This window comes from Pseudarthrobacter sp. RHLT1-30-1, from assembly GCF_059383415.1.
The window spans coordinates 1-23130 of sequence record NZ_JBWZCG010000018.1; the positions used below are offsets into that span (position 1 = coordinate 1).

General features: G+C 66.5%; 21 protein-coding genes. 17 read left to right on the forward strand and 4 right to left on the reverse strand.

Annotation, left to right across the window (positions count from 1 at the left end):
* Positions 1-795: aconitase family protein (locus tag AC50YM_RS13505; protein WP_494957466.1), on the reverse strand; the 795-nt coding region annotated here is incomplete at its 3' end.
* Between the two features lie 54 nt (positions 796-849).
* Complete coding sequence (locus AC50YM_RS13510) at positions 850-1239, reverse strand: universal stress protein (protein WP_494957467.1); 390 nt, start codon at positions 1237-1239, stop codon at positions 850-852.
* A 165-nt stretch (positions 1240-1404) separates the two neighbouring features.
* Here AC50YM_RS13510 and AC50YM_RS13515 point away from each other — a divergent pair, with 165 nt between their 5' ends.
* From AC50YM_RS13515 to AC50YM_RS13535, 5 genes are all read left to right on the forward strand, one after another.
* A complete protein-coding gene (locus AC50YM_RS13515) occupies positions 1405-2406 on the forward strand; it encodes a Bug family tripartite tricarboxylate transporter substrate binding protein (RefSeq protein ID WP_494957468.1) in 1002 nt (333 codons plus the stop codon).
* 75 nt (positions 2407-2481) lie between these two features.
* Positions 2482-2943 carry a tripartite tricarboxylate transporter TctB family protein gene (locus AC50YM_RS13520; RefSeq protein WP_494957469.1) on the forward strand — a complete coding sequence of 154 codons (462 nt, stop codon included), beginning with the start codon at positions 2482-2484 and terminating at the stop codon, positions 2941-2943.
* Positions 2943-4457, forward strand: coding sequence for a tripartite tricarboxylate transporter permease (locus tag AC50YM_RS13525; protein ID WP_494957470.1), 1515 nt, complete (start codon positions 2943-2945; stop codon positions 4455-4457). The genes AC50YM_RS13520 and AC50YM_RS13525 overlap by 1 nt, the downstream gene beginning before the upstream one ends.
* 10 nt (positions 4458-4467) lie before the next feature.
* Positions 4468-5640: an MFS transporter gene (locus AC50YM_RS13530; RefSeq protein ID WP_494957471.1), complete on the forward strand. Its 1173-nt coding sequence runs from the start codon at positions 4468-4470 to the stop codon at positions 5638-5640.
* Between the two features lie 63 nt (positions 5641-5703).
* A complete protein-coding gene (locus tag AC50YM_RS13535) occupies positions 5704-6375 on the forward strand; it encodes a GntR family transcriptional regulator (protein WP_494957472.1) in 672 nt (223 codons plus the stop codon).
* Positions 6376-6381: 6 nt separating this feature from the next.
* On the opposite strand, the gene AC50YM_RS13540 is transcribed toward AC50YM_RS13535, so the two are convergent.
* Positions 6382-7596 (reverse strand): aminotransferase class I/II-fold pyridoxal phosphate-dependent enzyme, encoded by a 1215-nt coding sequence (locus AC50YM_RS13540; RefSeq protein WP_494957473.1) that lies wholly within the window; start codon positions 7594-7596, stop codon positions 6382-6384.
* A gap of 497 nt (positions 7597-8093) precedes the next feature.
* Here AC50YM_RS13540 and AC50YM_RS13545 point away from each other — a divergent pair, with 497 nt between their 5' ends.
* Positions 8094-10010, forward strand: coding sequence for a hypothetical protein (locus AC50YM_RS13545; RefSeq protein WP_494957474.1), 1917 nt, complete (start codon positions 8094-8096; stop codon positions 10008-10010).
* Between the two features lie 15 nt (positions 10011-10025).
* Here AC50YM_RS13545 and AC50YM_RS13550 read toward each other — a convergent pair whose 3' ends face one another.
* The gene (locus tag AC50YM_RS13550; RefSeq protein ID WP_494957475.1) at positions 10026-10973 is read right to left on the reverse strand and encodes a phosphatase PAP2 family protein; all 948 of its coding nucleotides are present in this window, start codon (positions 10971-10973) and stop codon (positions 10026-10028) included.
* Positions 10974-11111: 138 nt separating this feature from the next.
* Here AC50YM_RS13550 and AC50YM_RS13555 point away from each other — a divergent pair, with 138 nt between their 5' ends.
* From AC50YM_RS13555 to AC50YM_RS13605, 11 genes are all read left to right on the forward strand, one after another.
* Positions 11112-12467: a glycoside hydrolase family 32 protein gene (locus AC50YM_RS13555; protein ID WP_494957476.1), complete on the forward strand. Its 1356-nt coding sequence runs from the start codon at positions 11112-11114 to the stop codon at positions 12465-12467.
* A gap of 174 nt (positions 12468-12641) precedes the next feature.
* Complete coding sequence (locus AC50YM_RS13560) at positions 12642-13106, forward strand: type II toxin-antitoxin system Phd/YefM family antitoxin (RefSeq protein ID WP_494957477.1); 465 nt, start codon at positions 12642-12644, stop codon at positions 13104-13106.
* On the forward strand, positions 13103-13441 hold the full coding sequence (locus tag AC50YM_RS13565; protein ID WP_494957478.1) for a hypothetical protein: 339 nt from the start codon (positions 13103-13105) through the stop codon (positions 13439-13441). Before AC50YM_RS13560 ends, AC50YM_RS13565 begins: the two co-directional genes overlap by 4 nt.
* 198 nt (positions 13442-13639) lie before the next feature.
* Positions 13640-14149, forward strand: coding sequence for a DUF6993 domain-containing protein (locus tag AC50YM_RS13570; protein ID WP_494957479.1), 510 nt, complete (start codon positions 13640-13642; stop codon positions 14147-14149).
* A 12-nt stretch (positions 14150-14161) separates the two neighbouring features.
* Complete coding sequence (locus AC50YM_RS13575) at positions 14162-14962, forward strand: class E sortase (protein WP_494957480.1); 801 nt, start codon at positions 14162-14164, stop codon at positions 14960-14962.
* A gap of 3 nt (positions 14963-14965) precedes the next feature.
* On the forward strand, positions 14966-15166 hold the full coding sequence (locus AC50YM_RS13580) for a hypothetical protein (protein ID WP_494957481.1): 201 nt from the start codon (positions 14966-14968) through the stop codon (positions 15164-15166).
* A gap of 42 nt (positions 15167-15208) precedes the next feature.
* A complete protein-coding gene (locus tag AC50YM_RS13585; protein ID WP_494957537.1) occupies positions 15209-16204 on the forward strand; it encodes an o-succinylbenzoate synthase in 996 nt (331 codons plus the stop codon).
* Positions 16205-16279: 75 nt separating this feature from the next.
* Positions 16280-16807 (forward strand): MarR family winged helix-turn-helix transcriptional regulator, encoded by a 528-nt coding sequence (locus AC50YM_RS13590; protein WP_494957482.1) that lies wholly within the window; start codon positions 16280-16282, stop codon positions 16805-16807.
* A gap of 251 nt (positions 16808-17058) precedes the next feature.
* Entirely contained in the window at positions 17059-17496 is a 438-nt protein-coding gene (locus AC50YM_RS13595; protein ID WP_494957483.1) for a hypothetical protein, read from the forward strand.
* Between the two features lie 310 nt (positions 17497-17806).
* The gene (locus AC50YM_RS13600) at positions 17807-19888 is read left to right on the forward strand and encodes a PhoX family protein (protein ID WP_494957484.1); all 2082 of its coding nucleotides are present in this window, start codon (positions 17807-17809) and stop codon (positions 19886-19888) included.
* 838 nt (positions 19889-20726) lie between these two features.
* On the forward strand, positions 20727-23114 hold the full coding sequence (locus AC50YM_RS13605; protein ID WP_494957485.1) for a heavy metal translocating P-type ATPase: 2388 nt from the start codon (positions 20727-20729) through the stop codon (positions 23112-23114).
* Positions 23115-23130 lie beyond the last annotated feature (16 nt).

Genomic DNA, 23130 nt, shown 5'->3' on the forward strand with positions numbered 1-23130 from the left:
CAGGACGACGTCGGTGGCGGTCGCGCCGGCCGGGATGGACCCGGTCAGCTTGAAGCCCACGACCCGCGGGATGAGCATGGAGACGGGCTGGCCGAGCATGGCTGCCTCGGCTTCGATGCCGCCGACGCCCCAGCCCAGCACACCCATGCCATTAACCATGGTGGTGTGCGAGTCGGTGCCAACGCAGGTGTCCGGGTAGGCCCGGACGACGCCGTCGATTTCCCGGGTCATGACCGTGCGGGCCAGGTACTCGATGTTGACCTGGTGCACGATGCCGGTTCCCGGCGGGACGACCTTGAAGTCATCGAACGCGGTCTGGCCCCACCGCAGGAACTGGTACCGCTCGCCGTTGCGCTGGTACTCGATCTCCATGTTGCGCTCCAGTGCGCCGGAGTTGCCGAAGGCGTCGATCTGCACGGAGTGGTCGATCACCATTTCGGCCGGTGCCAGCGGGTTGACCAGCTTGGGGTCCCCGCCGAGTTCCTTGACTGCCTCACGCATGGTGGCAAGGTCCACAACGCAGGGCACGCCAGTGAAGTCCTGCATGATCACGCGCGCCGGCGTGAACTGGATTTCAGTGTCGGGCTCGGCGCTGGGGTCCCAGCCGGCCAGTGCTCGGACGTGATCGGCCGTAATGTTGGCGCCGTCCTCGGTCCTCAACAGATTTTCAAGCAATACCTTGAGGCTGAACGGAAGGTTTTCTGCACCTTCAACGGAGTTCAACCGGAAAATTTCGTATTCGGTACCGGCTACATTAAGTTTGCCTTTTGAACCGAAGCTGTCCACAATGCTCATCAATTAGATCTTCCGTCGTCCCGTAGCTGTTTTTCTGGAGATGCCGGGAAACGGCTACGCCTTCACGGCGAGGACGGGGCAGTCGACGCCAAGAAGAATGCGTTGGGCGGTGCTTCCCAGCAGCAGCTTGCCCACCGCGGAGCGTTTCCGCAGCCCGACGATAACCAGCGAAGGGTTGATTTCCTCGGCCAGGCCGATGATTTCCTCCGCCGCATCATGGCCCCGGACCAGTTGTTCAAATGCGGCAGGGACGGCCAGCGATGCGAGCAGGGCGCGCACATCCGCCACGTCCTCCTCGGAGGCCATCGACGGATCCACATAGGCTGTGCCGGCGGAGGCGTTGATGACCATTAGGGCCTCGCCCTGGGCCTCGGCCAAGCCGATTCCATGGCTGAGCGCGGCCTTGCCCTCGGGCCGGGGAGTGTAGGCAACAAGGATTGTCATGGAATTCCTTTTCGATAAGGCACGGGCGCGATCTGAGGTTCAGCCTAGAGCCTCACTGCATATCTGTATACATGTACTCTTGTATCCCTGTGTGAGCGTGGTTACACTTTCGGAGGGTGTGGATCCCATGCCGCAATTGTTAGCCAGCACGAGGAAGTGTGGACAATGAGAAATTCGAAGATTCTGGTGGCGGCTGTGGCCGCCGCGGCCCTGGCTCTGACCGCTTGTGGCGGGAGTGGGAGTGCCTCCGGCGGGGGCGCCAGTAAAGCTGCCAGCAGTCTGGGGCGCATCGACATAATTGCCCCGGCGGCGCCCGGCAGCGGTTGGGATCAGACGGCCCGCGCCGTCCAGGACGCGCTTCAGAAGGAGTCCCTAGTCAGCAGCGCCCAGGTCAACAACGTTCCGGGTGCCTCGGGAACCGTCGCCCTGGCGCAGGTCGCACCCCAGCAGGGAAAGAAAGATACCCTGGTCGCTTCCGGACTGGCGATGATGAGTGGCATCATCACTAACGGAACTCAGGTCACACTGAAAGATCTGACGCCCATCGCCCGCCTTCTGGGCGACAGCGAAATGATCGTTGTTCCCAAGGACTCCGAGTACAAGACCCTCGATGAGCTGTTCGCGGCCGTAAAGGCATCCCCGAAGTCCATCGCTATTGCCGGTGGATCAGCTGGCTCCGCCGACCAGATCTTCATCAGCCTTCTTGCCCAGGAATACGGCATCAATCCAGCAGACATCAACTACGTTCCCTTCTCCGGCGGCGGTGAAGCCACCACCGCGCTCCTCGGCAACAAAGTGCAGGCGGGCGTGGCCGGCGTCGGGGAATTCTCCGCACAGGTCGCCGCGGGCAAACTGACGGGCCTGGTCGTGTCCTCGGCCAAGCGCGCTGACGGAGTGGACGTTCCCTCGATCGCCGAAGCCGGACACCCGGGCCTGGAGTTCGCCAACTGGCGTTCCATCATGGCTCCGGGCGGCATCAGCGACAAGGAGAAGGAGGCCTACATTGCCGCTCTGACCACCATGTCGAAGTCCCAGACCTGGAAAGACACCCTGGCAAAGAACTCATGGGGCGATCTCTTCCTGGCCGGCGACGAATTCGGCACCTGGATCGAAGCGGAGAACACCCGTGTCAAGGGTGTCCTCGAAACCCTGGGGCTGGCCAAGTAAATGAAAACCAGTAGCCAAGTCCGGGCTTCCCCGGCAGGAACCCTCGGGAGAGGGCACAAAATATCCTGGGGCGAATTGCTGTTGAGCCTGGCCTTGTTGCTGCTGGGCTTGGTCGTTGTTCTGGACGGAGTCGGCCAGCCGGAGGCCAAATCGGCCTCCGGCATTGGGGCCGGCTTCTTCCCCATCATTGTCGGCAGCGTGATGATGGTCGTCTCGCTTCTGTTGGTGATTGAGGTCCTGCGAGGTAAGCGCGGCGAGGCCGAGGACGCGGACGGCGACGTCGACACCTCCAAGCTCGCCGCGTGGCAGCTCCTCCTTACGGCGGGGGCCGTCGTCTGGTTTATCCTCACCCTGGAATTGCTGGGGTACATTGTCGCTTCCACCGTCACATTCTGGGCGATTGCGTTTGCCATGGGTTCCCGCCGGCACGTTCGGTCAGCGGTGATCGCCGTGCTTCTCAGTACCGCCATCTACCTTCTCTTTACCCAGCTACTGCGCATCAGCCTCCCTGGCGGCATATTCGGAGGGGATCTCTGATGGAAGGGGTACAGGGACTGCTGCAAGGCTTCGCGGTTGCCTTCACCGGTTACAACCTGCTGTTTGCCCTGCTTGGGACAATCGTCGGAACCCTCATCGGGGTGCTTCCCGGCATCGGCCCCGCCTTGACGATTGCCCTCCTGTTGCCGATGACGTACGGGATGGAGCCCGCCAGCGCCTTCATCATGTTTGCCGGCATTTACTACGGCGCCATGTATGGCGGTTCGACGACGTCAATCCTGCTTAAGACCCCCGGTGAGTCTGGCTCCATCATTACCGCCATCGACGGCAACAAGATGGCTCGGGCAGGTCGTGGCGCAGCCGCATTGGCCACTGCCGCCATCGGTTCCTTCGTCGCCGGCACCATCGCCACAGGACTCGTGGCGTTCTTCGCCCCCTGGATTGTGGACGTCGCCATCACCCTCGGGCCCCAGGATTATCTGGCCCTTATGGTCGTCGCCTTCATGACGGTCAGTGCGCTGGTAGGCAGTTCCCCGCTTCGCGGCATTACCGCTATGGTGATCGGCTTGGTGATCGGACTGGTTGGCATCGATTTCCAAAGCGGGCAGTCCCGGCTGACATTCGGTATGGTCCGGCTCCTGGATGGAGTCGACGTCGTCGTCCTCATCGTTGCCCTCTTTGCCATTGGTGAGGTCCTGTATGTTGCTGCCCACCAAAAGGCCAGCCACTTCGAGTTGATGTCCATCAAGAACCAGCGGTGGATGACGCGCGAAGATTGGAAGCGGTCCTGGCGTCCGTGGCTGCGGGGGACTGCCATCGGCTTTCCCCTCGGTGTCATTCCGGCCGGAGGCTCGGAAATCCCTACGTTCCTTTCGTATTCCTTGGAACGAAAGCTCTCGAAGCGGCCGGGAGAGTTCGGTAAGGGCGCGATCGAAGGGGTGGCCGGTCCCGAGGCGGCGAACAACGCCAATGTAGCCGGCGCCATGGTTCCGCTGCTGACGTTGGGCATCCCCACGTCGGCGACAGCCGCGGTGATCTTGGTGGCGTTCCAGCAGTACGGCATCCAGCCCGGCCCGCAGCTGCTGGACACCCAGCCGGACCTGGTCTGGGGGCTGATAGCGAGCCTGTTCATCGGCAACTTCATGCTTCTGGTGCTCAACCTGCCCTTGGTGGGTGTCTGGGTCAAGATTCTCCAGATCCCTAAGCCTTACCTCTACGCCGGCATTGCGATCTTCGCCCTCCTCGGCGCGTACTCGGTCAACGGATCCACCTTTGACGTGGGCCTGATGCTCTTCTTCGGCGTCATAGGCTATGTGCTCCGCAGGTTCGGCTTTCCGATTGCGCCCCTGATTGTCGGGGCGATCCTTGGCCCGCTCGCGGAACTACAGATGCGGCGGGCGCTGGACATCAGCGCCGGCGACCTCTCGACGCTGGTCGCGACTCCGTTCACGGTCATCGTCTATGTTCTGCTGGCCTTGGTCCTCCTGGTCCCTGCGGTGCTTCGGTTCAGGCGCCGCGGAGCGGATGACCAAAACGTTCTGACTCCGGCGTAGCCCGGCCGGCGTGAAGTCAAAGCCATGGATGCTCCTGCTGCACGCAGTGCTGCTGCAGTTGGCGGCCTACGTGGTCCGGCCCACCGCCGCGTACCGTGCCCTCGAACTTGGCGTGGATGTTGCGTTTCTCGGCCTGATCGCCGCCAGCTTCGCCGTGCTTCCCCTGGTGGTGTCGGTACTGATCGGGCGGATGGCGGACTCGGGCCGGGAAACGTTGATACTGATCGTTGGCGCGGGGCTGATGGTTGGCGCGGGAATTGGCCTGCTGCTGTGGTCCGATTCCTTGGTGCTGCTCCTGATCTGGAATGTCGTCCTTGGGCTGGGGCACCTGATGAGCGTGCTCGGCGAGCAGAGCCGGGTGGCGCAGTCGGGTGACCGAAGCCTGGACTCCGCCTTCGGCGTCTACACGTTCGCTGGCTCGATCGGGCAAGCGCTGGGGCCGTTCCTGATCTTCGTTTTCGGCGGCGGCCGTCTAATTCCGGACACCGACATGCTTTTCGGGGCCTACCTTGCGGCGGCGTTCCTGATGATGGTCGTGACCCTGGTGCTCGCCGCCAAACCCCGGCGTGGCCGGACGGCTGCTGTCGAGCCAAGGCCTCGGCAGATTCCGTTGCGGGAGGCGTTACGCGTGCCGGCTCCGGTCCGCAGGCAGCTATTCGGCGCCATGGCGGTGAGCTCGATGGTCCTCGGGGCCATAGATCTGCTTTCCGTGTATCTGCCGGCGCTTGGCGTAGAGCGCGACCTATCCGCTGACGTGATCGGGCTCCTCCTCACCGTCCGTGCAATCGCCACCATGGCTTCCCGGCTGGGACTGGGCATCTTGGTGTCGAAGTTCGGCAGGCAGCAGCTCATCATTTCGTCGACGGGGCTGTCGGCTGTCGCTTTGACGGTCCTCACCGTCCCCATGGACGTCTGGCAAATGGGAGTCGTCCTGGTGGTGGCGGGTTTCGCGCTGGGCGTCGGTCAACCGCTGACGATGACCACCATCACACTCGCGGCGCCGCCGGGCACCCGCTCCATGTGGTTGGCGCTGCGGCTGTCCGCGAACCGGGCCGGGCAGACGGTGTTGCCGGCGGGCGTCGGGTTGGTGGCTGCGGCGAGCGGACCCGCGGGCGTGTTTGGCGCCACGGCGGTGGGCCTTGCCGCTACCGCACTGCTCTGCTGGCGGGCCCTCCGGCGGTAAGAGAGAACCTAATCCATTCCTCTGTATACATGTACACATGAACGCCTATGAGAGAATTTCATTGTGAACGATCTGGTAAGACCCCTCCGAAGCGGTCCACGTTCCCCTGCGTACCTGCAGCTGCGTGAGTGGATAATTGCTGGTGATCTTGCGCCGGAGTCGCAGCTCTCCGAGCCTGAACTAGCAAAGAAGCTGGGATTCAGTCGGACGCCAGTCCGGGAAGCCCTCGCCATCCTGCTCGCAGACGGGCTTGTGGTCCGGCTCCCCACGGGGAGGGCAGTCGTGGCCCCCGTCTCGGTTGAGCAAATTCAACAGGTGTACAACGTCAGGTCACGACTGGAAGGGCTGATCGCCAGAGACGCTTCACTGCGAATCAGCCCCGCCACCCGGGCCGAGCTGGAGCGAAAAGTCGTCCTGATGGAACGCCTGAGCGATGACTACGTTGAGGTGGTCCGCATCGGGGCGGACTTTCACCGCCAGCTCGAGGAAGTTTCCGGCAACGTCATTTGCTCAAACCTCATCCAGACCCTTCGCGGACACGTGGATCGCTACCGCGCCTTCACCACCCGTGAACCGGGGCGGTCCAATCAGGCAGCTAGCGAACACCGGGACGTCTTCGAGGCTGTGGTGTCGGGCGTGCCGGACAGGGCCGAAGCGACGATGCGTCTGCACATAGACTCAGCGGGCAAGATTGCTGTTGACTGGGCCGAAAAGTGGTTGGAGTCCCGTTCGTAGACTGGGTCAGTGCTGGGGCACTCCGCCGCCGGCGCGCTGGATGGCCGCGGCGAAAACCGGAAGGGCGCGCTGGAGCATGTCCTCGGAGGCCGTGAGGGAGATCCGAAAGTAGCCCGGGGTCTCGAACAGCGGGCCCGGCAGCACAAAGACGCCCTGGTCTGCGAGGGCGGCGGTGAACTGCTCGTCGTCGTCGGCCGGGGTCCGGACGAACAGGTAGAACGCCCCCTCCGGCCGCGTGACCTGGTAGCCCATTCCGGTCAGCGCCTCCACCATCAGGTCGCGTTTGCGCTGCAGCTCCCCGACGTCGATCGAGAACTCCTCCAGCCGCGGCAGCGCATGCTGCAGCAGGGCGTTGGGGTAGATCCAGCCCATCGCCATCTGCAGCGCGTTGATCGCCTCCCGCAACTGGCCGCGGTCCGGCATGCTGGGCGGCAAGGCGAGGTAGCCGATCCGCTGCCCGGGCGCCAGATGGGTCTTGCCGTATGAGTAGGCCAGCAGCGTGTACGGATAGTATTCGGCCGGGCTGTGGAACCGGGCGCCGTCGTAGGTGATCCGGTTGTAGGCCTCGTCGGAGAGCAGGTAGACGCGCCGGCCGTTGCTGCGCGAGGCCCCTTCGAGCATGTCGGCCAGGTCCTTCAGCAGCGCAGGCGGGTAGATCCGGCCGGTGGGGTTGTTGGGCGTGTTCACAATCACCACCCGGGTGCGCGGCGTGATGGCCGCACCCAGCGCCGCCAGGTCGACGTCGAACGTCTCAGCATCGCAGCGGATCTTGACCGGCACCAGCCCGGCCTCGAGCACCAGCGGCTCGTAGAAGAACCAGGGCGGCAGGGTGAAGATGACCTCGTCGCCGGGGTCGGCGACCGCCTTGAGCGCGAGCGGAATCGCGGTGAAGCCGCCCGTGGTGAGGTGGATGTCGGCCGGTTCGAAGGGCACGCCCAGCAGGCGCTGCAGGGACGCCGCCGCCGCGGCCTGCGCCTCCGGCTCGTTGGTTTTGTAGGCGAACCACAGCTCGTTCCGGGGCGTCAGCGCGTCGGCGAGGGCGTCGACGTAGGCGTCGGGCGGCATGTGGTGCGGGTTGCCGAGGGCGAGGTCGCAGATCCCCGGCTCGTGCTGGCGCCGGGCGTAGACGGAGTCGCGGAGAAAGGTGTTGATCCGGTTTTGCGAGGGGACGGACGCGAGGGTGATGGCGCGCCGTGAAACCGGAGAAGAATCAGTGCTCATGACAGTCCCTCGAAAGGTGGCAGCTTGACCGTATGGACGGATGGGCCAACGCGCTGCTGAGCCAGTGGCTGGGCGGGACTAATTCTGGTCCACGGCGGGCCGGATGTAAACGGGGTTGGGTCGTGGGCGGGCGTCAAACACGAAGCCACTTCACGGTGAAAGTTGGGGGTCGAGACTGTGAGGTAGGACTTGTTGACTGTCAGCGTCCGCGCCCGCTTGCCCCTAAAGGCGTCCAAGTGTGCCCCCGAGATCCTTGATGCATTGGCTGCGGAGTGGTGGCCTTGCTATATGAGCCATGAGCGTATGGAGTGGCCGCGGCAGACAGCTACGGACCCCGAGTCGGCGCCCAGTCGGTGCGAGACGATAATGCCGCACGTGTTCAAGTGGTGCCAGGGCCCCTTTTACTTACAGGTTTACAGAGGGCGGTCGGTAACCAAGCAGTTTGCGGACTGGTGGGGGCATCGAATTCAGCAGCGGTTGCTGTGCAGCGACAGGGCGTGGAGGAAGCCATCAAACGAGGGACCTCCGAGTCCGCTAAGTCGGTCGATCCCCGGACTCCGTTGGACGATGTCCAACGTAAGCTTCTCATGGAGATGGTTTTGCGGCAGACATGGGTCGGCCCCTCCGACGAGACGTGGCTGGAGCGATGTTGGGGAGCCCTGGATGCCGACGGCTTGCTCCGCTTTGCCAGTGCGAACATCGATTTGTTTGACCGATGCCGTGCCCGGGGCGCCGACCTCGACGATCTGCCTGCAGTCAGTACCATCCGTCGCCGCTTCACCGATGACGTGCTCGCCTTGGCTCGCCACTATCTCCGAACAAACCAACAGCTTGTGGAGCGTGAGCGTGAGGCGGTGGGCATTCGAACTGACGGCGGCGAAACGGAACAAAGCGTTTCAGAATCCCAGGCAGTGCGGCTCGCGGCTATACAGGCTTCTGCAGCGTCGCTCAGCAACCTCCAGAGTGCCCAGGAAGCAGCCCGGGAAGCCCGGGTTGGCTGGCGCATCGGCGACGGCGGAGATGTGGACCCAGACTTCACAGGCCGATCGGTCAAGTACCAGGTCCGCTTCGACCCGCACGCCGGGCCGCCACCACTTACAGAAGACCCGGGGGAGGAGTATCCATCCGGAGACATTTTTGTGTCCCGGGTTGTGCCATATGCCGAGATTCGTCTGCGCTACGACTTAGCCTCAAGGGGAATCGCCAAACTTGTGGCGATGACACCGGCGCTATTCGGAATTGCGCGCGCAGGGTCGGGCGCTCAAACGGCGGCGTTCGCCGATACTCGAGACCCGCGGACTGCGCGGACCGTGCTCGACAACAGCCTGCGCCGTGTCCTGCAAGACATTGCGGGGACTGAAAAGGCCCTCGGTGAGGGCCTTGACCCGTTGGACCTCACGCCGTTGCATAAGCAACTACACGATGGTAAGGCCCCGGTCGGCACGCTCCATTGGACTGGTGGATTCGGCTGGCGAGTGGCACAAGCCGCTGCTGTGGATCATGATGTCTCCCGGACTTTCTGGCGTCTTGCTTCACAGGAGGTCAGCAGTCTGGCGTTCTTGTTCGCGCCATTCACCAGTGGTGTAAGCCTGATGGTGCTCCTTACGATAGGCACGGCCGCGACTGCCAGAAACGCGTATGGGAGCTATCAAGATGCGCGGGTCCTCGCCTCGGCCGAGGGCTCGGCCGTATCCCCAGACACAGAGTTGGTGGAGCCAGGATCCGCCCGACACGCAGCCATGCAGGCAGACGCCGACTCCGTGGCCTTTGGACTGGCGCTATTGGCGTTAGGCGCCGAGGCCTTTGGCCTCTGGCGGGCAGGCGCTCAGGCCCGCGGCTTAAGGGCCCAAGAGCGGGTTCGGATGTCCCACGGAACAGACGAGGCCGGCTTCCAGAGCCTAGGCGGGCTCGCTGAGGGTCGTATCAACGTTTCCTATGCCGGTGGAGCGCACCAGGATCTTGGCCAGGGATTCTACTTGTCCTTGGATACTGAGACTGCTGGCATATACGCATTCCGCCGGGGAAGTGCGCGAGCTAAAGGAATGCAACACGTGCTTACCTTCGATGTTCCACGGGCCGACCTGGGGTTAATCGTCGACATTCGCGCGGGCGGTAACTTCCGAAAGCAATGGGAATCCTTTCTTAACGGGCGTCCGGCGTTTCCGGGTGGCGCAAAAGTGCCCGGTTTTGAGACCAACCGCGCGTTATTCGCCCGCGCCCCAGAACAACGCGGTGTGGTTTTCGACCGTTTCCTTGACTCCACAGGCATGCGTCACGCGGACACTATCCTTGCGCCGCTGGGCGACGACGTGTTCACGGGTATCGTCAATCCGAACGGGGAGACCAGTCAGGTCTGCGTTCGCAGCCAGAGGGTCGCAGACCGGCTCAACGAACAAATCCGCACAGGTAAGTAGACAGCCGGGTGACGGTCAGCGGCGGGGCGCGCTCCGCCGTCGTGCGCCATGCCCGAACAGCCACACTCCGGTGACGGTGGCGAGGTAGCCGGTGATCACGATCAGCGCGGTGCCGGCCCAGAAGTAGTGGGTGGTGCTGTCCTCCAGGCCGGTGCCGGCGGCGACGCTCAGCAGCGAGTAGCCGGCCACGGCCGCGGCGGCGAGCCCGCCCAGCAGCGGCAGCGTCAGCCACAGCTGCGCGGAGGCCCAGTGCGCCCCGTAGCCGTCCCAGACGTTCCAGCGCGGCCCCGTGCGCATGATCAGCCAGCCCGCCGGGAGCATAAACACCGCCACAACAAGGAACGCCGCGACGACGTCGGCGGGCCGGTGCCACTGGTTGATCAGGGTGGAGACCCCGGTGGCGACAGCGAAGCTGCCGCCCAGGAAACCGGCGAGCGGGCGCCAGCGCGGGGAGGCCATCAGGAACACCGCCGCCGCGGCTGAGGCCGCCAGGGTGGTGTGCCCGGACGGCAGGGAGTTCAGCTCCAGGGTCTCGACCCCTCGGTAGGGCCGGTCGGGGACGACGTTTTTGAGGATCTGGGTGGCCACGTTGGCGCCGACACAGGCCGCGATGGCGATCCCGGCAGCGGTCCAACGGCGCTTCAGCACGGTGACCACGAGGACCACCACGGTCGCGATCAGCAGGGACAGTGCGGGCAGCCAGTCGAGGAACTCGGTGGCGGCCTTGCCGGCGGCGCCGTGGAGTTCGACCGCCTCCACGAGGGCCGATTCGTCAATGAACTGGCCCGTGGTGGTGCGGACGAAGAAAAAGTAGGTGCCGGCCAGCGCGGCCATGCTGGCGAGGGTGGCCAGCGCGAACAGGAACCCGGTGCCGCGGCCCTGGTTCCGGGGCGCGGCGTCGGACGGCGGCTGCGGGTACGCCGGAGCCGGGGGTGTGCTGGTGCGTTCCTGCCGAAAAGTCATCGGTATCAGGGTCCCACAAAACCCTGCGAATTCTCCGAGGCAGCCTCCTTGGGCAGATCAGGGCGGATGCGTGGAGCGCCTTCACCCTGATCTGCCCGCAGGGCAGCCCCGCCGCCGCCGCGCGAGTAGTGTTTGGCCATGGACACCGCGGCGCGACATCCGGACCCAGCCTTCCCCCGCTTCCACCCGCGGCCCGCGCAAGGCTGGATCAACGGTCCCAACGGCCTGAGCCACGTCGACGGCCGCTACCACGTGTTCTTCCAGTACAACCCGGACTCGGCGCGGCAGGGGAGCACCTGCTGGGGGCACCTGAGTTCCCCGGACCTGGTGCACTGGGACGAGGAACCGGTGGCGCTCCGGCCCCAGCCCGGCGGACCCGACGCGCTGGGCTGCCGGTCCGGCGTCGTGACCGACGACGGCGGCGTCCCCACCGCCGCGTATTCCGGCGTCGACACCGTGGGCCCCGACACCGGGGGCGGCCGCTCCCGGGTGGTCCTGGCCCGGGCGGATAGGGCGCTGCGCCGCTGGACCCAGGAGGGGCACGTCGCGGCCGAGGTGCCCCCGGACCCGCAGGTCACCGCCGTCCGGGACCCGTTCCTGTTCAGCTTCCAGGGCCGCCGCTTCGCTTTGCAGGGGGCGGGACTGGCGTCCGGCCACGCTGCCGCGCTGCTGTACAGCGTCGAGGACCTGCGCCGGTGGCGGTACGAGGGGATCTGGTTCAGCACCGAGGACCCGCTCGCGGCCCGGCACCTGCCCGCGGAGACCTGGGAGTGCCCGCAGCTGGTCCGCGTCCCGGATTCCTCCGGAGCCGACACCTGGCTGCTGATGGCCTCGCTCCGGCTCGCCGCGGACCACGACCATCCCAATGGCGTGGGCTACCTGCTCGGTTCGCTGGTGCCGAACGGCTCCGGGCTGCCGGTGTTCATGCCGGCGTCGGGCGGGAAAGCTGACCTGGGCCCGGAGTTCTATGCCCCGCAGGTCCTCGCGCTGCCGGACCGGGCGCTGCTCTGGGGCTGGTCCGGCGAGGCGGCGGACGGCGAGGGCCGCCCCGGCCGCAGCCAGAAGGAGATCGACGACGCCGGCTGGGCCGGGATTCTGACCTTCCCGCGCCAGCTGTCCGCGCACGGCGGGGTCCTCGCCGTCGAGCCCGCCCCCGAACTCCGGGCCTACCGCGGCGAGCGGCTGCACCACGGCGCCGCGGGCACGTTCGCAGTGCCGCCGGAGTCCGAGGTCCGGGTCGCCGGGGGAGAGGGCACGTTGCGGCTGGTCCTTGTCTCGGGCGGGCAGCGGCGGACCGTGTTCGCCGACACCGTGGCCGGCGGGGACGAGCTGCGGATCTTCATCGACGCCTCGATCGTCGAGGTCTTCCGGCACGGCTCCGTGCCCACGACCCTGCGCGCCTACCCCGGGTCCGGCGAGGAGTGGCAGGTCGAGCTGCCGCACGGCGCCGCGGCCGACGTCTGGGAGCTGCGGGAACCGGAGCGGGCGGAATAGTTCCTGTAGGTTGACCCGGCGACCGTCGCTTACGAACGCAGGAGGAAACCGGCTGTCCCGTCGGCGGGGACGTGCGTCCCGTGGGGCATCAGGGCAGGGGGCCCAACTGGCAGCACGAAGGCGATTAGACAGCCTCATATTGACAGTTCAGAACATGTTCTGAATACTGGGCTTATGTCACAGGCAACTATCTCCCGTACTGCCCAGTCGTCAGAATTGTCCCGAAATTCGGCCAGCGTGTTCAAGGCAGCCGAAGAGGGGCCGGTCACGATTACCCGCCGGGACGGCGAGCCGCTCACCCTGCTGACGACCAGCGAGTTCGAGCGTGAACATGAAGGCATGGAGTTGGCCGCGCACCTGGTGACCGCCTCGCTGGGGGACCAGCAGGTTCCGTTTACTGAGAGGCTCCGCGGGCCCTTCCCGTGGATGGCCTTCCTGAGCGACGCAGACCAGGAAGCTTTCGCGCGGGAGATTGTGGCTATCACCCGCGCCTGCGCCTCAATATCCCGGTTTGATAAGGCCCTGGTTACTCTCCGCGCCTGGCGGTCCACGGCGGAGGCCATCGGTGCCGGCTACACCCCGGATGACCAGCTGGACTGGATTGAACCCACCGTGGTCGCGGACCCGCGCACTGCATGAGCCCGAAACGGTCAGGCGTTCCGCGCCCCCTCAAAAAGGCTGAGTTCGAGATCCAGTTCGGCACGAGCCAGGCCCAGAAAGGCTGGCAGGATCTGCTGGCCACCAAGCTCAACTCCGTCGTCGACGCGTGGGACTTCCTCACCAAGACGCCGCTGGACGAGTCTGAGAAGAACCACCAGCTCAAGGGTGAGCTGGCGACGGTCACACATAAGGGTGGAACGTTCGACCGCTGGCAGCTGGAGCTCCCCGGCGGCGTCCGGATATGGTTCTACATCGACGGCCAGTCCGTCTGCCTGGTCAACGTTTACACGCACCACCCGAACGCTACGAAGTAGACTGCCGCCCACGGCTCTCCGCGGGACATGCCACACCCTGGCAGTCACCAGCGGACATAGTCCCAACATGTCCACCCCTGGGTGCGCGAACTGGGCATGCCCGCAGCGTTTCCGAAGCCCGGGCGGACATGTCCGGCCTTTCGGAGCCCGGGTGCGCGACTGGCAGGGACGCCAATCCCCATATGGGAGGATGTTCCGGTGACTACCCCTGCCCCCGCCCCGCTCCGCCACTCAAGGGGCCGCCGGCACGTGGGGCTGGCTGCCCTGGTTCTGCCCTTGATGTTTGCACTGGCTGCGTGTTCGACCCCCGCGCCCACGGTTTCCTCCAGCTCAACCGGTTCGGCCGGCCCGACTGCCGGCACTCCGGCCCCGGCTGGCCAGGCAACTCCCGCCGCCTCCCCGTCCGCGGCCGCCCCCTCCGCCGTTTCCCAGTCCGTCACCGCAGCCCTGCAGGCGCTGGTGGCGTCCTCGCCGCAGCCCAGCACGGCGCAGGTCCGCGAGAGCCTGTCCGCGGCGGGGTTCGCCCCGGCCGCGGTGGAGGTCTCGGCGTCGCGCACCCCCACCGGACTGGCCGCCGACGCCGTCGAAGTCGGAGTGCTGGACGACAGCGAGTGTGTAATGTCGCAGGTCCGGGCCGGAACTGTGGCAACGTCGGTGCTGCCGGTTCTTCCGAACGGGCGATGCTTCGTCGGCAGCGTTCAGCGGTAGACAGGGAGCGGCATGTCAAAGGTAATGAACCGCCCTGCCGGGACTGCGCAGGAAACCCGCCGCACCCGTCCGCGGCGCTCGCTGATGGCCGTCCAGGTGGTGGGCGAGCTGCTGATCACCCTCGGTGTGATTGCCGGTCTCTTCGTCGCCTGGCAGCTGTGGTGGACGAACGTTGAAGCGGACGCGGCCCAGGGCGCGGCTGTGAAGCAGTTTGTGCAGGAGCACCCCGCCGCAAACGACACTGCCGCCGCCCCGCCGTCGGGCCCTGCGGCCAATCCGGCGGACCCTGCGACCGTGCCGGTCGGCACTGCGCCCGCGCACGGAGAGGCGATCGGCGTCGTCTACATTCCACGCTTCGGCGCCGAGTACAGCCGGCCGGTCATCGAGGGCACCAGCAGCGACGTCATCGACACGCTCGGTCTCGGCCGCTACGCGGACACGGCGATGCCGGGCGCCGTCGGGAACTTCGTGGTCGCCGGGCACCGCCAGACCCACGGCGCGGTGCTCGACAACATCCACACGCTGGTGCCGGGGGACAAGATCTACGTCCAGACCGCCGACGGGTTCTACACCTACGTCTTCCGGAACCAGGAGATCGTGCTGCCGGACCGCACCGACGTGGTCCTGCCGGTGCCCACCCAGCCTGGCGTCGCGCCCGAGCAGCGGCTCCTGACCATGACCAGCTGCAATCCGCGCTTCGGCTCCGAGGAGCGCATCATCGCCTACTCGGTGTTTGACTCCTGGCAGCCGCTCAGCGCCGGGCCGCCGGAATCGATCGCGAAGCAGCTCGCCGCGCTGCAGGGAAAGGGATAGACCGTGTACGTTTGGGTTTTTCGTCAGCTTCCCGGGCCGCTCTGGGCCCGCATCCTGCTCTCGGTGATGATCCTCGCGGGGGTGCTGCTCCTGCTGGTCAAGGTCGTGTTTCCGTGGCTGGCCGATGTCACCAACCTGACCGACGCGACCGTGGGTTTCGCGACCTTCGGCTTCGCAACCTTCGGTTTCGCGGCGGTGGGCTGACCGGTGCCTTCGACCCCGCCGCCGTCCGTGCCGTCCCCGACCGTGCCGCCGCTCCCCGCGCTGGAGGAACTCCTCGCCGCCGTCCATGTGGTGAGCCTGCCGATGCGGGTGAAGTTCCGCGGCATCCTGCAGCGTGAGGCCCTGCTGCTGGAGGGCCCGCTGGGCTGGGGCGAATTCTGCCCCTTCCCGGAGTACGGCGATTCCGAAGCCTCCCGCTGGCTCGCCGCCGCGCTCGAGGCCGGCTGGCAGGGGTTCCCGGAGCCGCTGCGTTCGCTGATTCCGGTCAATGCCACCATCCCCGCGGTCTCCGCGGACCGGGTGCCGGAGATCCTGGCCCGCTTCGGCCGGGTGGACGCCGTCAAGATCAAGGTCGCCGAGCCGGGACAGACGCTGGACGACGACGCCGCCCGGGTCGCCGCGGTCCGCGCGGCGCTCCCGGACGCCGCAATCCGGGTCGACGCGAACGGCGGCTGGGACGTCCCGGCCGCCGTCAAGGCACTGACCCGGCTGTCCGCCGTCGGGCTGGAATACGCCGAACAGCCGGTGCCGGACATCCCCGGCCTCGCCGAGGTCCGCCGCCGGCTGCGCGCCGCCGGCGTCCCGGTGCTGATCGCTGCGGACGAGAGCGTGCGCAAGGAGGAAGACCCGCTCAAGGTCGCCCGCGCCGGCGCCGCGGACCTGATCGTGGTGAAGGTGGCGCCGCTCGGGGGAGTGCGGCGCGCCCTGGACATCGTCGCGCAGGCCGGGCTCCCCGCCGTCGTCAGCTCCGCACTGGACACCTCGGTGGGAATCCGCGCCGGACTGGCGCTCGCCGCCGCGCTGCCGGAACTGCCGTACGCCTGTGGGCTGGGGACGGTGTCGCTGCTCGCCGCCGATGTGACCCGGGATTCGCTGGTGCCCGACGACGGCGCCATCCGGGTCCGCGATGTCGCCGCCGATCCGGGCCTTCTGGCGGAATACGCCGCCGCGCCCGAGCGGCGCGACTGGTGGCTGGAGCGGCTGCGGCGGGTCCATGCGGTGCTGGCCGCCGGTCGGTGATACGGGTTGTGGGTAAAGTGGACCGTTGCGCGGTGACGTAGCCGCGGAACCAAGCTTTGGATCGGAAATTCGTACATGTACATCCAGAAGACCCGGGAAGTTGACGACGCGGCTCGTGCAGAGCCGGAGAAGGGTGCAGACATGACCCATAAGGACGGGCTGCTTCGGATCGTGCAGGGCCTGCGGCGGGTCGACACCGGGACCTACGCCCTCCGCATCCGGCTGGCCGAGAAGCTGGGGATCGGCACCATCGACATCAACGCGATGGCGTTCGTGGGCGAGGTGGACGGCCTCACCCCGCGGGACCTCGGCAAGGCGCTCAACATCACCACCGGCTCGGTCACCGCCATGGTGGACCGGCTGGAATCCAAGGGCTTTATGGTCCGGAAGCCCAACCCCACGGACCGCCGCAGCGTGCTGCTGCACCTGAGCCCGGAAGGCACCAGGGCGATGCAGTGGGCCAACGACCATTTCTCCGCCGCGGCCGTCGCCCTGCTTCAGGATTCCTCCGACGAGAGCCTCGCCGACATCGCCGCGTTCCTGGAAGGGATTGGCCAGCGGCTGATGGCCGCCGCCAGCGCCCCGGAGGACGCGGAGGGCTAAGCCTTGATCCACCGATCCGTTGTTGGTCCTGATTGGTTTTCGGGCCGGCGGCGGATTCTCGTTTGGGCATGGCGGGCCGTCCGGCCTCGCTGCTCTTTGGTGTTCCACTGGTGGTTTTGGTTCCGCCGTGTGGCTGGGTTGACGAAGACAAGTGGTGAATACTCTGGCCCGATGGCCTCTTAGGTCCTAAACTCCGACGCATCAGGTCTCGCGTGCGTGTTCACAGTGATGTTTGAGCAAAGGAGAGACCAATGAAAATGCATGCCCGTGCCACGGCAGCCCTTGTTATGAGCTGCGGTTTAGGGCTCTTCGCAGCGGCTGCACCTGTTGCTGCAGCCAACGAAGGCCTCGACATTAGCGACGGAACGTTGTTGGCCAGAGGCCTCGGCTTCGAGATTTCCTATACGTACACGTGCGACCCAGGCCTCACTGCGACTTCGTCGTTTGTCGATGTCGTCCAACGAGTCAAGAAGACCGAGGTTACGTATGCGTACGCCGCAAACACGGGTGCCATCGACTGCACGGGCACTCCGCAGACCTTTAAGGTTGTGGGACAAACCAAGCCCGATTACCTTCCTCTGAAGAGCGGCGTCGCCTTGGCGACGTTGACCGTGAATCTGGAAAACGCCGACAATACAAACATTCCAAGAATCGAGTTTCGGCAGGAGGTCCGGCTTACCATTAAGTGAGCCGTGGGCCAGGCAACCGGACAGCGCCGACCGCCACATGGATCGGCCGGCCGCTTGGATCCTTTGCAACTACGAGCTGTCCTCATCCATGGGACGCGCCGGCGTGTGGTGGGACAACAGCAGTGCCTAGTCGTTCTTCAGACACTCCACCCCTTATCGGTGGATCAAGGCTAAGCGCCGTCTTTCCCCAGCGGCGCCCTCACGTTTGACGCGTCGGGTGTTCATCCGGACTTAATCTGAGAGTCGACTTCGCGTCGTTCGCGGCTGGAACGGTAGGGAGGCCCCCAACCCACCCCGTGGAAGGTCTCCCATGTCTGTCTCCTCCGGACGCAAATTTTCCCTGCTCCCCATGCTTGGCCACACCAAAGGCAAGCGGAGCCCCGTTACCTGCGCGCTCAAGTGCGACAACGCCTGCACCGGCGAGGTCTGCAACACCAGCTCGAACAGCTACTTCCGCGACATCGCCTCCGCCACGATGTCCCGCCGCGCCGCCCTGGGCTTCGGCGCCGCCGGTGCCCTCGCCGTCGCGTTCGGCGGTGCCCTGACCTCGCCGGAGTCCGCAGTCGCGGGCGGTCCCGGCCTGTCCGCGGCAGCCAAGAACGGCTACGGCGCCTCCAAGCTCAAGTTCACGGCCATCGCTCCGGTGGATGCCGCCGTCGACGCTTTCACCGTGCCGGAAGGCTTCACCTGGCAGCCCGTGATCCGCTGGGGTGACCCGATCTTCAACGACGCCCCGGACTTTGACCTCGACAACCAGACCGCTGCCGCCCAGGCGCGCCAGTTCGGCTACAACAACGACTACACGGACATCCTCGAGATTCCCGGCAGCAAGGGTCGCCGCGCGGTGCTCTTCGCCAACCACGAGTACACCAACGAGACCATCATGTTCCCGACGTCGATGCCCGCCGCTGACGTCCGCAAGGTCGGCGCCGCCGCGCACGGGCTCACCGTCGTCGAGCTGGAGCGCAAGAACAAGAACAAGCCGTGGTCCTACGTCAAGGGCGCCGGGCTGAACCGCCGCTACCTCAACGACACCGCCTACGAGCTCACCGGACCGGTGGCCGGCTCGCCGCTGGTCCAGACGAAAGCCGACCCGACCGGCCGCAGGATCCTCGGCACGCTGGGCAACTGCGCCGGCGGCACCACCCCCTGGGGCACCATCCTCTCCGGCGAGGAGAACTTCAACGGGTACTTCGTCGCGCCCGGCCTCTCGGCCGAGGACAAGCGCTACGGGCTCACCAACAAGCCCACGGCCCGCCAGTGGGAACTCGACGATCCCCGCTTTGATACCCGCAACGCCGACTCCGCCAACGAGGCCAACCGCTTCGGCTGGATCGTGGAGGTCGACCCCTTCGACCCCACCTCCACGCCGAAGAAGCACTCCGCGCTGGGCCGCTTCAAGCACGAGGGCGCCAACGTGATCGTGGCCGAGTCCGGCCATGTGGTGGCCTACTCGGGCGACGACGAGCGCTTTGACTACCTCTACAAGTTCGTCTCCTCCGGCAAGTACATCGAGGGCGACCGCAAGCACAACATGACCCTGCTCTCCGACGGCGACCTCTACGTGGCCCGCTTCACCGGCAGCTCGCCGGCGTCCGAGATCACCGGCACCGGTGCGGTCCCGTCCGACGGCGGCTTCGACGGCACCGGCGAGTGGCTGCCCCTGGTGGTCGGCGGGGAGTCCAAGGTTCCCTTCATGTCCGTGGAGGAAGTGCTGGTCTACACCCGCGTCGCCGCTGACATGGTCGGCCCCACCAAGATGGACCGCTGTGAGGACGTCGAGCCCAGCCTGCACACCGGCAAGGTCTACGTCGCCTGCACGAACAACTCGGACCGCGGCAAGGTCGGCAAGGAAGGCGCCACCGAGATCAACCCGCGCAACGAAAACCGCGACGGCCACATCGTGGAGATCATCGAGACCGGCGACCAGACCTCGACGGCGTTCACCTGGAACCTGCTGATGGTCTGCGGCGATCCCGCTTCCGGGGATGTGACCTACTTCTCCGGCTACCCGGTGGACAAGGTCTCGCCGATCTCCTGCCCGGACAACCTCGCGTTCGACTCGGTCGGCAACCTGTGGATCTCCACCGACGGCGCCCCCTCCGGCATCAAGAAGGCCGACGGGCTGTTCAAGGTCACCCTCGACGGAGCCGAGCGCGGACGGGTGGAGCAGTTCCTCGCCGTCCCGCGCGACGGTGAGACCTGCGGGCCGATCATCCACGACGAGGAGCGCACCGTGTTCGTCTCCGTGCAGCACCCGGGCGAGGACGGCACGTTCGCCGCGCCGCTGTCCTACTTCCCGGACTATGTCTCCGCCGGTGCGAAGCCGGCCCGAGGCCAGGCCCGCGCCCCCCGCCCGTCCGTTGTCCAGGTCTTCCGCACCGACGCCTAAGGGCCCCTCCACACAGCAACGCGGGGTCAGATCCGGCCCATGTCGCCGCCTGGGATCGGCGATATCTGACCCCGCGTTGCTGTGGGCCTGGCCTCCCGCAGCTTCGGCGGGTGCGGCGGTCCGGGGGCACTTTGAGGCTCCGAGCTGGCAGTTTTCCGGCCAGCTGACGGCGTGTCCGTGTCAATGTGCCCCCGTACGGCAGGGATCTTCCCGCAGGTAGTGGGGTTCGGGCCGGACGGGCCCGCAGGTGTGGCGGGTTCGGGCCGGCGTTCCCCGGGTTTTGCGGGTTCCGGGCCGAGGTCCCCTGATATGAATCCGGTTCGTTGGCCCTCCGGGGGCACTTTGAGGCTCCCAGTTGGCTGTTTTCCGGCCAGCTGACGGCGTGTCCGTGTCAATGTGCCCCCGGACGACCGGACGGCGCGGGGAGTGCGGGAACACTATGTCGACAGCGCGACGGCCTTCGAGATCCGCGGCTGTCCCCGGTGCAAATGGCGTCCCGCCGCGGCCACCGGAATTTCGCTGCTGAATCGGACTGCTGCTACGTGGATCCCCGTTGCGGCAGTCCGAAACCGGCGCGGAAATCGCGACGCGGCAGGCGCTCGGGGGCCAGCATTGGTGAGGAGGGTGACAGGAGACGTCGGGCCGGGACTTGACTGATACCCCCTAGGGGTATAACTTCAGGAGTACCGGAAAGAGTCGTCACGGCCCCCGCCCCAGGGCAGGCCCGAACGCATTGAAGGTCTTCCTCCGCGGTTCAGCGGAGCGCCATCTCGAGTGACCTGACGCTCCCGGACTCCACGGAAAACCCGCAAACCGTGTTGAGGAGACCCGCGTAATCATGACCGAGCATGCACATCACCACCATGGGGCCACAACGGCCGAACAGGTCAAAGACCCCGTCTGCGGGATGACCGTCGACCCGCAGGCCGCCGAACACCACACCGAACACCAGGGCCAGCAGTACTACTTCTGTTCGGCCGGATGCCTGGCCAAGTTCGTGGCGGATCCGGCCCGGTATCTGCCCGGCACGGTCGCACCCAACGCTGTCGCGGCCGGAACCGGTGAGTCGGCCGCCGTCAAACCCGCCGCCGTCGCGCCTGCAGAGGATGAGGAACTCGAGTACACCTGCCCGATGCACCCGGAGATCCGGCAGGCCGGGCCCGGTTCCTGCCCGATCTGCGGCATGGCCCTGGAGCCGGTGGTCATCACGGCGGACAGCGGACCCAACCCGGAACTTGCCTACATGAGCCGGCGCTTCTGGGTCGGTCTGGCCCTCACGATCCCGGTCTTTCTCCTCGAAATGGGTGTGCACCTCTTCCCCGCGCTGCACGAAGTGGTACCGCCGCGGGTCTCCGCCTGGATCCAGTTCTTCCTCGCCACCCCGGTCGTCCTGTGGGCCGGCTGGCCGTTCTTCGTCCGCGGCTGGGCCTCGCTCCGGACCATGCAGCTGAACATGTTCACGCTGATCGCGATCGGCACCGGCGTCGCCTGGCTCTACAGCGTGGCCGCCGTCTTCGCGCCCTCCGCCTTTCCCGACGCGTTCCGGGGCATGGACGGCAGCGTCGATGTCTACTTCGAGGCCGCCGCGGTCATTGTGGTCCTGGTCCTGCTTGGCCAGGTGCTCGAGCTGCGCGCCCGGGAGCAGACCTCCGGCGCGATCAAGGCCCTGCTGGACCTGACGCCCAAGACCGCGCGAAGGATCGGGGCCGACGGCGTTGAGCTGGAAGTCCCGCTCGGCGTGCTGCAGGTCGGCGACCGGGTCCGGGTCCGGCCCGGGGAGAAGGTCCCGGTCGACGGCGAAGTCGTGGACGGGCGCTCCACACTCGATGAATCCCTCGTCACCGGCGAGTCGATGCCCGTGACCAAACAAGCCGGGGACCACGTCGTCGGCGGAACGCTCAACCAGACCGGCGCGCTGGTCATCAGCGCGCAGAAACTGGGCAGCGACTCCATGCTGGCCCGCATCGTCGCGATGGTCGCCGCGGCCCAGCGTTCCCGGGCGCCGATCCAGGGCCTGGCCGACAAGGTCGCCTCCTGGTTCGTTCCCATCGTTGTGCTTATCGCCGTGGCAGCCTTCATCATCTGGGCCCTGGTGGGGCCCGACCCGCGGATGGCGCACGGCCTGATCGTGGCCGTGTCCGTGCTGATCATTGCCTGCCCGTGTGCCCTGGGCCTGGCCACGCCGATGTCGATCATGGTCGGCGTCGGGCGCGGTGCCGGACTGGGCGTGCTCATCAAGAACGCCGAAGCCCTCGAACGGATGGAAAAGGTCGACACCCTCGTCGTCGACAAGACCGGAACCCTGACCGAGGGACGGCCCTCCGTCACCGGAATCGTTCCGGCCGACGGCTTCGCGGAAGAGGACGTGCTGCGCCTGGCCGCCGCCGTCGAGCAGGCCTCCGAGCATCCGCTCGGCCTGGCCATCATCGAAGCCGCGCAGCGCGCCGGCATCACGATTCCGACGGTGGAGGGTTTCGACTCGCCGCTGGGCAAGGGTGTCTCCGGAACGGTTGAGGGACGGCGCGTGCTGCTGGGCAGTGCAAAGTTCCTGGCCTCGGAGGGCGTGCAGACCGATGCCCTCGCCGGGCGTGCCGAGGAACTGCGGGCCGACGGCGCGACCGCCATCTTCGCCGGCGTCGACGGACTGGCAGCCGCGGTGTTCGCCATCGCGGACCCGATCAAGGAAAGCACACCGGCCGCGCTGGCCGCCCTGCGGGAGGAAGGCGTCCGCGTCGTCATGCTCACCGGCGACAACCGCACCACGGCCGAAGCGGTCGCCCGGCGGCTGGGCATCACCGAGGTCGAGGCGGAGGTGCTGCCCGATCACAAGAGCGCCGTGGTGGAGCGGCTGCGCGCCGAGGGCCGGGTCGTGGCCATGGCTGGCGACGGCGTCAACGACGCTCCCGCCCTGGCCGCGGCCGACGTCGGGATCGCCATGGGTTCCGGGACCGACGTCGCGATCGAAAGCGCGGGCATCACGCTGCTGAAGGGGGACCTGACCGGAATCGTGCGGGCCAGGAAACTCTCCGAAGCCACCATGGCCAACATCCGGCAGAACCTCGTGTTCGCATTCATCTACAACGCGGCCGGGATCCCGCTCGCCGCAGGCATTCTCTACCCCGCCTTCGGCCTGCTGCTTTCCCCGATCATCGCCGCCGCCGCGATGGCACTGTCCTCCGTCAGCGTGATCACCAACGCGCTGCGCCTGCGGGCCACGAAGATCTGACCGCACCGGCCGCGCC